At 70.6% G+C, this 13697-nt stretch carries 13 protein-coding genes; 4 read left to right on the forward strand and 9 right to left on the reverse strand.

The window, feature by feature from the left end; all coding sequences use genetic code 11:
- Window positions 1-219: 219 nt before the first annotated feature.
- Together RH864_RS10630 and RH864_RS10635 are read left to right on the forward strand one after the other, a co-directional pair.
- Entirely contained in the window at window positions 220-1710 is a 1491-nt protein-coding gene (locus RH864_RS10630) for a glyceraldehyde-3-phosphate dehydrogenase (RefSeq protein ID WP_310517524.1), read from the forward strand.
- 46 nt (window positions 1711-1756) lie between these two features.
- The gene (locus RH864_RS10635; RefSeq protein ID WP_310517525.1) at window positions 1757-2545 is read left to right on the forward strand and encodes an SDR family NAD(P)-dependent oxidoreductase; all 789 of its coding nucleotides are present in this window, start codon (window positions 1757-1759) and stop codon (window positions 2543-2545) included.
- Window positions 2546-2657: 112 nt separating this feature from the next.
- On the opposite strand, the gene RH864_RS10640 is transcribed toward RH864_RS10635, so the two are convergent.
- From RH864_RS10640 to RH864_RS10650, 3 genes are all read right to left on the reverse strand, one after another.
- On the reverse strand, window positions 2658-3650 hold the full coding sequence (locus RH864_RS10640; protein WP_310517526.1) for a permease prefix domain 1-containing protein: 993 nt from the start codon (window positions 3648-3650) through the stop codon (window positions 2658-2660).
- Window positions 3647-3988, reverse strand: a complete 342-nt coding sequence (locus tag RH864_RS10645) for a PadR family transcriptional regulator (protein WP_310517527.1) — start codon at window positions 3986-3988, stop codon at window positions 3647-3649. Before RH864_RS10645 ends, RH864_RS10640 begins: the two co-directional genes overlap by 4 nt.
- 157 nt (window positions 3989-4145) lie before the next feature.
- Window positions 4146-5588, reverse strand: coding sequence for a helix-turn-helix domain-containing protein (locus RH864_RS10650; RefSeq protein ID WP_310517528.1), 1443 nt, complete (start codon window positions 5586-5588; stop codon window positions 4146-4148).
- Window positions 5589-5743: 155 nt separating this feature from the next.
- Between RH864_RS10650 and RH864_RS10655 the strand changes: the two genes are divergently transcribed.
- Entirely contained in the window at window positions 5744-7597 is a 1854-nt protein-coding gene (locus RH864_RS10655) for a phosphoenolpyruvate carboxykinase (GTP) (RefSeq protein WP_310517529.1), read from the forward strand.
- A gap of 105 nt (window positions 7598-7702) precedes the next feature.
- Here the strand turns inward: RH864_RS10655 and RH864_RS10660 are convergent, their stop codons facing one another.
- Entirely contained in the window at window positions 7703-7927 is a 225-nt protein-coding gene (locus RH864_RS10660; RefSeq protein ID WP_310517530.1) for a hypothetical protein, read from the reverse strand.
- Between the two features lie 426 nt (window positions 7928-8353).
- Here RH864_RS10660 and RH864_RS10665 point away from each other — a divergent pair, with 426 nt between their 5' ends.
- Window positions 8354-8782 carry a DUF1622 domain-containing protein gene (locus RH864_RS10665; RefSeq protein WP_310517531.1) on the forward strand — a complete coding sequence of 143 codons (429 nt, stop codon included), beginning with the start codon at window positions 8354-8356 and terminating at the stop codon, window positions 8780-8782.
- On the opposite strand, the gene RH864_RS10670 is transcribed toward RH864_RS10665, so the two are convergent.
- From RH864_RS10670 to RH864_RS10690, 5 genes are all read right to left on the reverse strand, one after another.
- Window positions 8739-9236: a 2'-5' RNA ligase family protein gene (locus RH864_RS10670; protein WP_310517532.1), complete on the reverse strand. Its 498-nt coding sequence runs from the start codon at window positions 9234-9236 to the stop codon at window positions 8739-8741. The genes RH864_RS10665 and RH864_RS10670 overlap by 44 nt on opposite strands.
- Before the next feature lie 293 nt (window positions 9237-9529).
- Window positions 9530-10432: a hypothetical protein gene (locus tag RH864_RS10675; RefSeq protein ID WP_310517533.1), complete on the reverse strand. Its 903-nt coding sequence runs from the start codon at window positions 10430-10432 to the stop codon at window positions 9530-9532.
- Between the two features lie 200 nt (window positions 10433-10632).
- Window positions 10633-12528: an ABC transporter ATP-binding protein gene (locus RH864_RS10680; protein WP_310517534.1), complete on the reverse strand. Its 1896-nt coding sequence runs from the start codon at window positions 12526-12528 to the stop codon at window positions 10633-10635.
- Between the two features lie 114 nt (window positions 12529-12642).
- Complete coding sequence (locus tag RH864_RS10685) at window positions 12643-13344, reverse strand: SH3 domain-containing protein (protein WP_310517535.1); 702 nt, start codon at window positions 13342-13344, stop codon at window positions 12643-12645.
- A 115-nt stretch (window positions 13345-13459) separates the two neighbouring features.
- Window positions 13460-13684: an AsnC family protein gene (locus RH864_RS10690; RefSeq protein WP_310517536.1), complete on the reverse strand. Its 225-nt coding sequence runs from the start codon at window positions 13682-13684 to the stop codon at window positions 13460-13462.
- Between the last annotated feature and the right edge of the window lie 13 nt (window positions 13685-13697).

Below are 13697 nucleotides of genomic sequence, written 5' to 3' on the forward strand. Positions count from 1 at the left end.
TCCGTATGTGTCTCGCGCACCGGCCGGGCCGCCGATGGCTTCGTGCCCATTTTTCGAGCACCGGCGCCGGGAGGCGCCTCAACGAGCGCGAGTCTACCCATGTCGGCGCCGTCGCGTGGCCCGCGAGCGTCGGACGAACCTCACTAGGATTGGCTCATCCCTGCAAATGAGTGTGGTCGGCGCTGCCCCACGCGGTGGCTCGGCTGAGAGGACGCGCACGTGAACGACGAGTTCGATGCCCGACGCCGTGACTGGATCGCCAGGGAGGAGATCGCCGAGCGGATGATCCCGCTCATCGGCGCCCTCTATCGCGAGTTCGGGGTGGTGCCGTCGATCCACGGTCGCCGGCTCATCAACCGGTCACCGGTCGACCTGTTGAAGGCGCACCGGTTCGCCCGGCAGGCCGAAGACGTCGAGCTCGACCCGGAGGACACGACCCGCGTGCTCGAGGCGCTGCTCGAGGTCGCACCGGGGCCGGCGTCGATCGATGTCGCTCGGCTCGTGCAGCGGCACCGCGACGCCGTGGCCGCGGGCGGGGCATCCGACCTCGTGGACTTCCTGCGCAGCGAGCTCGCACCGGTCCTCGTCGCCGACGCCGGCGCGGCGCCGTCAGGCGCCGACGTGGTGCTCTACGGGTTCGGCCGCATCGGGCGGCTGCTCGCGCGCATCCTGATCGCGCACGCGGGCAACGGGCACGGGCTCAGGCTGCGCGCGATCGTCGTGCGCCGGGGCAGCGACAACGACCTGCAGAAGCGGGCGAGCCTGCTGCGCCGCGACTCGGTGCACGGGCCGTTCGCGGGCACGATCGAGGTCGACGAGGAGCGCAACACGATCCTCGCGAACGGCACCCTCATCCAGGTCATCTACTCCGACGACCCGGCCACGGTCGACTACACCGCGTACGGCATCCAGGACGCGATCGTGGTCGACAACACCGGTCGCTGGCGCGACGAGGCCGGGCTCTCGCAGCACCTGCGGTCTCCGGGCGTCGCGCGCGTGCTGCTCACCGCGCCCGGCAAGGGGGCGATCAAGAACATCGTGCACGGCATCAACCACGACTCGATCACGCCGGACGACCGGGTGCTCTCGGCGGCGTCGTGCACGACGAACGCCATCACGCCGGTGCTGGCCGCGGTCGACGAGGCGTACGGGGTCGCGCGCGGGCACGTCGAGACCGTGCACTCGTTCACGAACGACCAGAACCTGATCGACAACTTCCACAAGGGCGACCGGCGCGGCAGGTCCGCGGTGCTCAACATGGTCATCGCCGAGACCGGTGCGGCCAAGGCAGTCGCGAAGGCGCTGCCCGAGCTCGCCGGCAAGCTCACGGGCAGCGCGATCCGCGTCCCCACCCCGGATGTCTCGCTCGCGATCCTGAACCTCCAGCTCGAGCGGCCCACCGAGAAGGCCGAGCTGAACGGGTACCTGCGCCGGGTCTCGCTCACGTCGCCGCTGCGGCAGCAGGTCGACTACATCGAGTCGGCCGAGGTCGTCTCGACCGACTTCGTCGGCTCGAACCGTGCGGGCATCGTCGACGGGCTCGCCACGATCGCGGACGGCACCGACGTCGTGCTGTACGTCTGGTACGACAACGAGTACGGGTACTCGTGCCAGGTCGTGCGCGTGCTCGAGGCGATGGCCGGTGCGCACCCCGTCGTGCTGCCCGAGCGCGAGCCGGTGCGGGTCGAGCGGCTCTCGCTCGTCCAGTGATCCGGGGCGGCCGGCACCGCATGCTGCACGTGACGAAGGAGTCTGCATGGAACTGAACGGAACCTCGGCGATCGTGACCGGCGCCGCATCGGGCCTCGGGCGTGCCACCGCTCAGGCCCTCGTCGAGGGCGGCGCATCCGTCGTGCTCGTCGACCTGCCCGGCCCGCGGGGCGAGCAGGCGGCGAGCGAGCTGGGTGAGCGCGCACGGTTCGTCGCGGCGGATGTCTCGGACGAGGCGCAGGTGAGCGCCGCCGTCGCGGCGGCGTCCGCGCTCGCACCGCTCCGCGTCGCCGTGAACTGCGCGGGCATCGTGTCGGCCGATCGCACGGTCGGTCGAGCCGGACCCGCGTCGCTCGAGGCGTTCGAGCGCACCATCAGGGTGAACCTCATCGGCACGTTCAACGTGGTCCGGCTCGCGGCCGCGGCGATGGCCGAGACCGAACCGGTCGACGCCGCGCTGCCGGGCGGCCCGGTGACCGCCGAGCGCGGCGTGATCGTGAACACGGCGTCGGTCGCCGCGTTCGACGGACAGATCGGTCAGGCCGCGTACTCGGCGTCCAAGGCGGGGGTGGCCGGCATGACGCTGCCGATCGCGCGCGATCTCTCGAAGCTGCTGATCCGCGTCGTGACGATCGCACCCGGCATCTTCGAGACGCCCATGATGGCCGGCATGCCGCAGGAGTTGCAGGACTCGCTCGGCGCGCAGGTCCCGCATCCGTCACGCCTGGGGCACCCGACCGAGTACGCCGCGCTCGTGCGCTCGATCATCGCGAACCCCATGCTGAACGGTGAGACGGTCCGGCTCGACGGCGCCATCCGCATGCAGCCGAAATAGCGCCCCCGCTGGTCGAGTAGCGAAGCGTATCGAGACCCCGTGAGCCAGTCCTCGGGTCTCGATACGGCGCCGGAGCGCCTACTCGACCGGCGGGTGCGCGGCGCCGCCGCGCCTATCCGACCAGCGGGGCCGGTCGCGCGCGGGTCGCGCGGTACGCCTTGATCGCGCCGTCGATCACGTCCCAGATCGCGACGCCGATCGTGACGACCACGACGAACGCGAGCACGATCGGCCCGGCCTCGCCCCACGGCCAGCGCATGAGCTCGAGCAGCTCGTCGCTGATCAGCTGACCGGTCAGCAGCAGCCACAGGGCGGGCACCGTGAACGCGACGTTGAGCACGACGTTCGCGGCGACGAGCCACCAGTTCCAGCCCCACGCGTAGACCGCGACCGCGAACAGGATCTCGAGTGCGATGAGCGCGAGGAAGTACGGGATCCAGAAGCTCCACAGCTCGGGGTTCAGCACGGGTACGGGCCCGGCGTCGTCGCCGCCGCGCCACGCGAGCCCGAACTGCTGCACGACGATCGCGACCGCGAAGAGGCCGAGGAAGACCAGCGAGCCGATGAGCTCGCTGAGCCGGCTCGACCGGTTGCGGTCGGTCGGGTGCGGCAGCTCGGGCAGCTGGTCGGGGGTCCACTTGAGCGTCAGGTCGTGCCCGCTCGTCGTGCGCTCCAGGACCGCGAAGACGAGCGTCGTCCAGAACCCGATGTTGACCGCGACCTGGATGGCCGTGACGACCGTCGTGCCGATGGCCGCACCGATCGGCGCGCCCGAGACGAACTGCCCGATCAGCACGCCCGCGGCCGCGACCGGCAGCACGATCGCATACAGCAGCTTCAGCAGCCGCAGCCACATGGGGTAGTACTGCGGCCCGATCAGGCGCAGCGGCCGGTCGACGTAGCCGGCTGCGACGACCAGCGGGTCGCCGAGCTCGGTGAGTGCGGCGCGTTCGGCGTCGTCCGGCGCGTGACCGTGCTCGATGAGCGCGTCGGTCTCGTCGCCGATGCGCTCGCGGAGCTCGCGCTCGACCTCCGCGCGCTGGCCCTCGGGCACGGTGCGCGCGGCGGCGTAGACATACCGGTCGGTGAGCGTCGCGGTGGTCATCTCTCGTCTCCTTCGGTGAGGCGCGCGAGCGCCCGGTCGATCAGCTTCCAGTCGGCGGTGAGCACGGCCGCGAGGCGTTCGCCCTCGGCGCTCGTGCGGTAGAACTTGCGTGGCCGGGTCTCGTCGGTGTTCCACTCGCTCGTGAGCAGGCCCTGCTTCTCGAGCCTGCGGAGCAGCGGATACAGCGTGTTGGCGTCGACGACGACGCCGCGTGCGTTGAGCGCTTCGAGCAGGGCGTACCCGTAGTCGGGCGTCCGCAGCCGGATCAGGCAGGCGAGGACGACCGTGCCCCGGCGCAGCTCCTGCTGGTGTCCGCCGACGATCTCATCCGTGCTCATGGCTCACACGATACTGTGCGTCACACACCATTGCAAGGTGCACATCATCGTATCCGCGCTGGCCGAGTAGCGAGCGACGAAAGAGCACGCGCATCGAGACCCGGTGCGGGGTCTCGATACGCTTCGCTACTCGAGCGGCGATCGTCGGCGCGCCCCGCTATTGGCCGGCGTGCGCCTCGAGGAAGCTGTACACCTCGGCGTCGTCGACGCCCGGGAAGGTGCCCGACGGCAGCGGAGACAGCACGTGGGCGTGCAGCCGTGCACTCGGCCAGGCCTGGCCGGCCCAGCGTTCGGACAGGTCGACCGGCGCGCGGCGGCAGCACGAGTCATCCGGACAGGTCGACGTCACCCGCATGCCCGTCTCGCGCCCGCGGAACCACTTGGCCTGGGCGAACGGCACGCCGACGGTGATCGAGAACTCCGAGGCATCCGCCCGGCCCGTCTGCGTCGCGCACCAGAAGGTGCCCGCGGGCGTGTCCGTGTACTGGTAGTTCTCGGTCGTGCGATTCGTGTGCTCGAACGCCGTGCGCGCGCTCCACCGCTTGCACACCCACTGGCCCTCGATCGACCCGGTGACGTCGGTCGGCAGCGGCAGGCCGTCGTTCTCGTAGCCCTTCAGCAGTGCGCCGTCGCCGTTGACCCGCAGGAAGTGCAGGGTCATGTCGAGATGGATCGTCGCGAGGTTCGTGAACCGCAGCGCGGCGGCCTCGTGCGTCACGCCGAACGCGTCGCGGAAGTCCTCGATCGCGAGCCGCTTCTCGCGCTTCGCCTCCTGCAAGAAGGCGACGGATGCCTCGCGCGGCATGAGGCACGCCGCGGCGTAGTAGTTGATCTCGAGCCGCTGCTGCAGGAACTCGTCATAGCTCGCGGGCGGCTGGTGGCCGAGGAGCCGGTGCGCCATCGCCTGCAGCGCCATCGATCGCAGCCCGTGCCCGCCCGGGATCGATGCGGGCGGCAGGTAGATGCGCCCGTTCGCGAGATCCGTGATCGAACGTGTCGAGTCGGGCAGGTCGTTCACGTAGATGAGCTGGAAGCCGAGCTGCTCGGCCATCACGCTCACCTCGCGGTGCGTGAGCGCGCCCTGGCGGTGACCCGACGCGCGCACCCGCTCCTCCGCGAGCTCCTCGATCTCGGGCAGGTAGTTGTCGATCGCGCGCATGCGCTCGCGCAGCCCCGTGTTCGCGCGCCGTGCCTCCTCGGGCGTGGCGATCGCCTCGCTCGCGCGGCGCTGCAGCTCGCGGTGCAGTCCCACCATCGCGCGCAGTGTGTCGTCGCCCACACCGCGGCCCGGCTTGACCGATGGCAAGCCCAGGCGCGCGTACAGCGGACTGGCCTGCGCCCGCGAGAGCTCGAGCTCGAGTGCGGCGCGCGGGCTCGGCGCCTCGCGTGCGAGCAGGGCCGACAGCTCGACGTCCAGGGCCGCCGACAGTGCGTCGAGCACCGACAGCTTCGGCTCGCGTTTGCCGTTCTCGATGAGCGAGAGCTGACTCCCGGCGAGGCCCACCGCCTCGCCGAGCTGATCGAGGGTCAGCCCGCGCTCGCCACGGAAGTGGCGGATGCGCTGGCCGAGGACGGCGAGGTCTGGGCTTCCGGCCTTCATGGCTTAAGCCTAGCGAAAGATTGGCGATTCTTAACACACCTGGGGGTGGTGCGGATGTCGCGAACTGGCTCATGCTGGTAAACACAGCGTGGAAACACCAGTCGCGCTGCGTTCACCAGAAACCGGCCACGCCGGACCGACGGAACAGGACGAAGATGACCCTCTCCGAGCTCTCGACCGCGACCGACTCCGGCGCCGCCCGCCAGGGCACGACCGACCCGGCGCTCGCCGCCTGGGTCGCCGACCTCGCTGCCCTCACCAAGCCCGACGAGATCGTCTGGTGCGACGGTTCACGGCATGAGGCCGACCTCCTCACCAAACAGCTCGTCGCCGAGGGCAAGCTCATCAAGCTGAATCCCGAGTGGCGCCCGAACAGCTACTTGGCCCGCACCGACCCGTCCGATGTGGCGCGTGTCGAGGACCGCACGTTCATCTGCTCGACGTACGAGGAGGACGCGGGTCCCACGAACAACTGGCGCGACCCGCGCGAGATGCGCGAGGAGCTCGCGAACGTCTTCGACGGCTCGATGAAGGGCCGCACCATGTACGTCGTGCCGTTCTCGATGGGCCCGCTCGGCGGACCCATCTCGCAGCTCGGCGTCGAGATCACCGACTCGCCCTACGTCGTGCTCTCGATGGGCATCATGACGCGCATGGGCTCCCAGGTCCTGAGCCTGATCGAGGCGGGCGAGCCGTGGGTGCGCACCGTGCACTCGGTCGGCTACCCGCTCGTCGACGGCGTCGGTCACCGCCGCGCCGAGGTCGACTGGCCCTGCAACGAGACGAAGTACATCGTGCAGTTCCCCGACTCGCGTGAGATCTGGTCGTACGGCTCGGGCTACGGCGGCAACGCGCTGCTCGCGAAGAAGTGCTTCGCGCTGCGCATCGCGAGCGTCATGGCCCGCGACGAGGGCTGGCTCGCCGAGCACATGCTGCTCATCAAGATCACCGCGCCGACCGGCAAGGCGTACCACGTGGCCGCGGCGTTCCCGTCGGCGTGCGGCAAGACGAACCTCGCCATGCTGCAGCCGACCATCCCCGGCTGGACGGTCGAGACGATCGGCGACGACATCGCCTGGATGCGACCCGGCGACGACGGGCGCCTCTACGCGATCAACCCCGAGGCCGGCTTCTTCGGCGTCGCCCCCGGCACGGGCGAGAAGACGAACCCGACCGCGGTACAGACGCTCTGGGGCAACACGATCTTCACGAACGTCGCGCTCCGCCCCGACGGCGACGTGTGGTGGGAGGGCCTCACCGACACGCCGCCTGCCGAGCTGATCGACTGGGAGGGCAAGCCCTGGACGCCGGACTCCGGTCGCCCCGCGGCGCACCCGAACTCGCGCTTCACGGTCGCGGCGGACCAGTGCCCGCAGATCTCCGACGACTGGGATGCGCATGAGGGCGTCCCGATCGACGCGATCCTGTTCGGCGGCCGGCGTGCGACCAACGTGCCGCTCGTCGCCGAGGCGCGCTCGTGGAAGCACGGCGTCTTCATGGGCGCGACGATCTCGTCGGAGCAGACGGCGGCCGCCGAGGGCACGGTCGGCGAGCTGCGCCGCGACCCGTTCGCCATGCTGCCGTTCTGCGGCTACAACATGGCCGACTACTGGGGCCACTGGGTGAAGATGGGTCGGGTGCTCGGGAACCACGCCCCGCGCATCTTCCAGGTCAACTGGTTCCGGAAGGGTGCGGATGGCTCGTACCTGTGGCCCGGTTTCGGTGAGAACTCGCGCGTGCTGGAGTGGATCGTCGGTCGGATCGAGGCGGACGCCGCCGCGGTCGAGACCCCGATCGGGCTGCTCCCGGCCGAGGGCTCGCTCGACCTCGACGGCCTCGACCTGAGCGACGAGACGGTCGCGCACCTGTTCGATGTCGACCGCGACTCGTGGCTCGACGAGTGCCGTCTCACCGAGGAGTACTTCGCGCAGTTCGGTGACCGCGTGCCTGCAGCTCTCAACGCCGAGCTCGCGAGCCTGCGCTACCACCTGGAGCGCATGCCCGCCTGACCGGCGCGCCTCCATCCACGCGCGATGCGCCGCGGCCGCTGGGTCGCGGCGCATCGCCGTGTGCGGTGGACGCCGTGGCGCGGCACACCGCCACGCGCGGCCGGCTCAGGCGGGAGCGAGGCGCGGCGAGGCCGGGGCGGGAATGGGTATGCCCTCGGCGGTCAGATCGGCGAGCACCTCGGTGAGCAGCGGGAGCATGCCCGAGATCGCGGTCTGCTTCGTGGGGGAGACCCACGAGAGCCCGGGGAACTCGCGCACGATCGCCACGTAGTCGTTGGACGTCGGGTCGAGCCCGACCAGGATGCTGTAGTCCTCGGCTCGTACGGTCATGATGCACCTCCTGATTGATGTTCGAGACGGTCGGTCGTGTCGAGAATGTGGCGGACCTGGTACCCCTTCGCCAGCCCGTGGTCGTTCTGAATGTTCAGGCGAGGGGTGCCGGGCAAGGTCGTGCGGAACACGGCATGACTCGTCAAGTGCACACGAGGCGCTCCGAAGTAATGGCTGCAGACCCGATACAGATCTGCATATCGAACGGAGGTCGGCGAACGACGCATTGCGGCGGTGAGGTCCGGAATCGATCGGCTCATGCACTCCAAGATACGAGAATGAGCGGGTCGATCGGTGGCACTGATCCGTTTCTGTGAGTCCGTCCATCAGCCGGAGGGTTGTGGAGGAGGTGCATGGTGCGGCGGGTTGCCGCGGAGCGGCGGGTTCGCAGCGCTAGCGTGAGCGCGAGCGATGAGGGGTGACGGCATGGAGTTCGGCAGGATCATCGAGACGGTCGGCAGCGTCATCGACGTGATCGGGGTCTTCGCGATCGTCATCGGGGTGGTATTCGCCATCGGCGACGCCGCCGTACGACGGCTGCGTCGAGCGGGGCCGCTCTACACCCGGTTCCGGCGCGTGCTCGGGCGGGCGATCCTGCTCGGGCTCGAGCTGCTCGTCGCAGCCGACATCATCAAGACGGTCGCTGTGACGCCGACGCTCGAGTCCGTCGCGGTGCTCGCGATCATCGTCCTGATCCGGACATTCCTCAGCTGGTCGCTCGAACTCGAGATCTCCGGCCGCTGGCCGTGGCAGAAGTGGCGGGGCGAGCCGGCGGAGCCCGGCAGTGCGCGCAGCGTCGCCGAGCGCGCGGTCACGGCGGGTCCGGATGCCTCGACGGCTCCGGATCGAGACTGAGGACCCCGACGACCGCCCGATGACGCGAGCCCGCGGGCGGTCGCATGTCGATCAGCGCGAGCCGGTCGAAGGCGACGTGGTCGCCCGGGTACAGCCGACCGTGGCGCTTCACGGTCACGTGCGGACGGAAGTCGGGCCGAACGCGTCCGAGGTCGAGTCCCGCCGCCGCGAGCGCCGCGAGGGCCGCCTCCCGGAGCGCGACGATCTCACCGCCGTCCCGGATGAGGCTGACCGGCACGTCGCGCCGACGCCCGAACATCGCATTCTCGCCGGCGGTGGTCCGCACGACGTGCGCACGCCCGGCGACCGGCTGGAGCGCCGAGACCAACTGCTCGGGAGAGGCCGCCGACTCGAACGGCTCGACGACGGTGACGTGCAACGGCCAGTCCGCGACGGTGAACTCGTCACCCCGCTCGAGTGGCGCGAGCGGCATCACCACGACATACCTCGCCATTCCGCGAGTGTATGCGCCCGGGGCATCCGCCCCGTCCGCCCTGCCCCGTCCGCCCTGCCCCGTCCGCCCTGCCCCGTCCGGGCTAGGCTCCCCGAACGGGCGCTGATGGTGGGTGCGCCTCCGAGACACCCGCCATCTGTGACCGTTCGGCGAGCGGGAAGCGCTGGACTGCGGCGCGGGCGGCGGGCGTGCGGCCTTCCGCGCATGGCGATGCGGCCCGGCGTTCGGGCCGCCGGGCCGCATCTCGGGTGCTGGTGGAGCAGGTACTGCGGTTCGGGTACTGCGGGGCGGAGTCAGGCCTCCTCGCCGAACATGGCGAGCAGGGCGGTGGGGGTGAAGCGGGTCTCGATCGTGCCCGACGCGCCGGCGCCGGCCGGCCCGATCCACGAGCTCGAGCCCTCGTGCACGCGCACCCAGCCGTCGCGGAACAGCACATCGGTTCCGATGACGAACGCCATCGCCGGCGTGTCGCCTGCTTCGACGTCGATCGACCCCTCGAACTCCTGCACGGCGTACGCGTCGGCGTCCTCGCGACACTGCACGGCGACCAGCGGGCGCGCGATGGGGGTCGCGAACCCGGGCGCGTCGAACGGGCTCGCGGTGGCGACATCGGCGACGATGCCGGAGTTGAGGCTCGTCGAGACGAGGCTGGTCTCGGCCTGCCCGTCGAGGACGAGCCGGCTGCCGACGCTGAACCGGTAGTGCAGCCGGCCGGGCTCGGTGACGCGGGGGAAGATCACGACGCTCACCCAGTTGCGCGACCAGGCGAGCGGAGCTCCGGTGCGGGTCGGCGGGTCGTACAGACTCGCGGACACGCGGACCGCACCGTCGTCGCGGGTCTCGGGGGAGCGCAGCGAGCTGCGCCGCTCCGTCTCGGGGTGGGCGTCGCGGACCGCCTCGAACGGCGGCACCGGGACGGGCTCCCACTGCCGCAGCCACGCGCGCATCCGTCGGCCCATGCCGTCGAAGCCGTCGCCGAGGGTCTCGGCGGGGAGCGTGTCGGTCGCGGCGATCTGGCCGGGGCGGCCGAGCGCGTCGATCGCCGCGTAGGGCGGCTCGACCGTGAAGATCGGAGCGTCGATCGCCTCGGGCGAGTCGGTTCCGCCGGGCTCGGCGACCTCGATTTCGGATGCTTCGGGCTCGGCGTGGGCGACGGTCGTGGTCTGCGGTTCGGGCTCGGCGTGGATGAGGGTCATGGGCTGGGCTTTCGTTCGGCCGGGGCATGGGGCGACCGGCAGGGATCAAGCGGATGTCGCCACGGTACGCACGCCGCACCGGCGCGACATCCGTATCATCCCTGAGAACTGCTCAGGACATTCCGCAGAAAAAGCCAACTGACCAGCTCGTTGCTCAGATGAGCAGAGGAGCCGCCGAACGGCGCCTCAGACGAGCAGCCTCAGACGAGCAGCTGGTGCTCCGCGAGCGACCGGTACAGCGGCACGTTCTCGACGAGCTCGCGGTGCGTGCCCTCACCGATCACGCGCCCGTCGTCGAGCACGATGATGCGGTCGGAGTCGACGACGGTCGACAGCCGGTGGGCGATCACGATCAGCGTGCGCCCGGCCGAGACCGCGTCGATCGCCTCGCGCATGAGTCGCTCGTTGACGCCGTCGAGCGAGGACGTGGACTCGTCGAGCAGCAGGATCGGCGGTGCCGCGAGCAGGGCGCGGGCGATCGCGAGCCGCTGCCGCTCGCCGCCGGAGAGCATGATGCCGTCCTCGCCGACCTGTGCGTCGAGGCCCGCGGGATCGCGGTCGAGCACGCGGTCGAGGTTCACGGCGCGGAGCACGTGCTCGCACTCCTCGTCGGACGCGTCGGGGCTGCCGAGCTTGAGGTTGTCGCGGATGGTGCCGGCCAGCACCGGGGCATCCTGCTCAACGTAGCCGATCTGGGCGCGCAGGTCGTCGCGGTCGATGGTCCGCAGGTCGAGTCCGCCGAGGCGGACCTCACCGACGCTCGGATCGTAGAACCGCTCGATGAGCGCCAGGATCGTGGACTTCCCGGCACCCGAGGGCCCGACGAGCGCGACGCGCTCGCCGCGCGGCACCTCGAACGAGACGCCGCGCAGCACGGGCTGCCGGTCGGTCACGTCGGGCTCGGGGAGGTGCTCGTCGGCCGACTCGTTCGCGGGGTCGGCGGGGTCGTTCGGCGTCGTCTTCGCGTACGCGAACGAGACGTCGTCGAACTCGAGCGCGGGCGCGTCGGGCAACAGGCCCTCGTTGGCCGGGCCGACGATCACGGCGAGCGGCGCGAGCTCGCGGTCGTGCTGCTGCTCGTCGGGCAGGTCGAGCACCTCCTGGATGCGACCGAGTGCGCCGAGCGCCTGGTTGATCGCCATGAGCGCGCCGAGGATCTGGCCGAGCGGCATGATCATGAGGAACAGGAACAGGATGAACGCGACGAGGTTCGCGATCGAGGTGGACCCGTCGGCGACCCGGTAGCCGCCGACCCCGAGGACGACGAGGAACGACACCTGCATGGCGATGCCCGCGACGGGCACCACGAGCGCCGAGATCTTCGCGACGCGGACCCCGAGCGACCACGCGCCCTCGGCCTCGGCGTTGGTCGCCTCGATCTCACGCTTGGTCGCCCCCGCGGCACGGATGGTTCGGACCGAGCTGATCGCGCGCTCGACCGACGACGCGAGCGCGCCCACCTTCTCTTGGGCTTTGTGCGACGCCTCCCGGATGCGCATGGACAGCACGGTCGCGGTGCCGAGCGCGATCGCGACGACCAGCACGGTGAGCCCGAGCAGCACCGGGTCGAGGATGAGCATGGCGATGAGCGCGCCGACGAACGTGACGATGCCGCCGATGGCCTCGACACCGCCCTGCGTGAGCACGGCGCGCAGCAGCGTGGTGTCGCTGCCGACCCGCGAGACGAGGTCGCCGGTGCGGCGCGTGTCGAACTCGGCGATCGGCAGGTTCAGGATGCGCGCGATGAGCCGCTTGCGACTCGTGAGCACGATGCCCTCACCCGTGCGCTGCAGCAGGTAATGCTGGTACCCGCTGATCACGCCCTGCGCGACGACGAGAACCACGAGCAGCCAGATCAGCCCGTCGAGCGGCTGCCCGTCCTCGACGAGCGAGATGACCTGCCCGACGACGAGCGGCTGCGCGAGGCTCGCCGCGGCGAGCAGCAGGCTGAGCACGATCACGAACGCGATCACGCCCTTGTGCTCGAGCAGGTAGGGCACGAGCTGGCGCACGGTCGCGCGCGGTCCGCTGGGCGCGGACCGGTCGCGACGCGCGAACAGGGAACGGCGGGCTGCGGGGGTTTCGCTCTGGGTCATGTCCTCTTCCTGGGCGCGCGGCGCGCGAGACCGGGTGCGGATGCCTCGGGCGCCGCCATGCAGCTTACGCGCCGTCGCTGGGCGGCGCCCGGGGCGGGTTCGATCAGTTCCCGGTCAGAAGGTGCGGTACGCCTTCTGCGCATTGTTGGTGCAGGTCAGCCACACTTGGCCGAGTCGCTCACCGAAGCCGAAGCTGGTCACCGAGCCGCCCTTGATTCCGCCGGCGTAGCGCACGCCGTCGATCGTGACCGGGGTGACGTGGCCGACGGCGGCGACGATGCCGGCGTCGAAGTTCGTCACGCGCACGCCCGGCGGAACGATCGGAAACGCGTGATTGGGGTGATCGACCTTCGCCAGCATCGGGTAGCTCGCAGGGCAAGCGGTCTCATCGAGTGCGGCCGAGCCGCCCGTGGCGGGGAACTTGAGCGCGAACGCGAGGTGATCGATCGTCTCGATCTCGTTCGGGCACACACCGGGCAGGTGCCCGATGCCACCGACGGCGTCGGCCGGAACGAATCCGAACTGCTGGCTGTACTGGACCTTCACCCAGTCCTGCCCGTCGTGTGCGAAGCCGCAGAACGCCGTGACGCGCTCGCCCTCCGCGAGCCTGGCGAGGGCCGGCGCACCGGTGCGCGGGGTGCCGACGAGGTCGACGGCGTATCTGACGCCCCGGAGCTCGGAGGTGGCCTGCGTCTCGATCTGAGGGGTGCCCGCGGGCTGCGACGCCGATGCGTATCCGGGTGCGGCGGCGAACAGGCCGGCCCCGATGGCCGCGACGGAGAGCCCGATGAATACACGGTGCGTGAATGAGTGCACTGGAGATGCCCTTTCTGGACCGAGCGTGGCGCGCTCGGATCACTGCGTCTCGGCCCGATCGGAGCCGAAGATACGCCAGTATACCAGTGTTTGAGTTCGGATGATTCTGCGCCCGTCAGGCGCGGCCGTACTTCTTGTGCACCGCCTGCTTGCTCACCTCGAGGGCCATGGCGATGACCTGCCAGCTCGCGCCCGCGGCGCGGGCGCGGCGGACGGCGAGCGCCTCGGCCCGGTCGAGCTCGCGCGTGAGCTCGAGGCGGGCGTGGTGCAGCTGGCGGAGGGCGCGGTAGGGGTCGTCGCCGTCGGCGGCGGCGATCGCGGTGCGGATCGTCGAGTCCATGCCGTCAACCGTA

Source organism: Agromyces aerolatus (genome assembly GCF_031432255.1).
In the GTDB taxonomy this organism is placed as follows: domain Bacteria; phylum Actinomycetota; class Actinomycetes; order Actinomycetales; family Microbacteriaceae; genus Agromyces.

Excerpts from the sequence above, each read along its gene's own strand:
- RH864_RS10635 (WP_310517525.1), top strand. The coding sequence starts at position 1,757 with ATGGAACTGAACGGAACCTCGGCGATCGTGACCGGCGCCGCATCGGGC.
- RH864_RS10665 (WP_310517531.1), top strand. The coding sequence starts at position 8,354 with ATGGAGTTCGGCAGGATCATCGAGACGGTCGGCAGCGTCATCGACGTG.
- RH864_RS10650 (WP_310517528.1), bottom strand. The coding sequence starts at position 5,588 with ATGAAGGCCGGAAGCCCAGACCTCGCCGTCCTCGGCCAGCGCATCCGC.
- RH864_RS10690 (WP_310517536.1), bottom strand. The coding sequence starts at position 13,684 with ATGGACTCGACGATCCGCACCGCGATCGCCGCCGCCGACGGCGACGAC.
- RH864_RS10655 (WP_310517529.1), top strand. The coding sequence starts at position 5,744 with ATGACCCTCTCCGAGCTCTCGACCGCGACCGACTCCGGCGCCGCCCGC.
- RH864_RS10640 (WP_310517526.1), bottom strand. The coding sequence starts at position 3,650 with ATGACCACCGCGACGCTCACCGACCGGTATGTCTACGCCGCCGCGCGC.
- RH864_RS10675 (WP_310517533.1), bottom strand. The coding sequence starts at position 10,432 with ATGACCCTCATCCACGCCGAGCCCGAACCGCAGACCACGACCGTCGCC.
- RH864_RS10680 (WP_310517534.1), bottom strand. The coding sequence starts at position 12,528 with ATGACCCAGAGCGAAACCCCCGCAGCCCGCCGTTCCCTGTTCGCGCGT.
- RH864_RS10670 (WP_310517532.1), bottom strand. The coding sequence starts at position 9,236 with ATGGCGAGGTATGTCGTGGTGATGCCGCTCGCGCCACTCGAGCGGGGT.
- RH864_RS10645 (WP_310517527.1), bottom strand. The coding sequence starts at position 3,988 with ATGAGCACGGATGAGATCGTCGGCGGACACCAGCAGGAGCTGCGCCGG.
- RH864_RS10660 (WP_310517530.1), bottom strand. The coding sequence starts at position 7,927 with ATGACCGTACGAGCCGAGGACTACAGCATCCTGGTCGGGCTCGACCCG.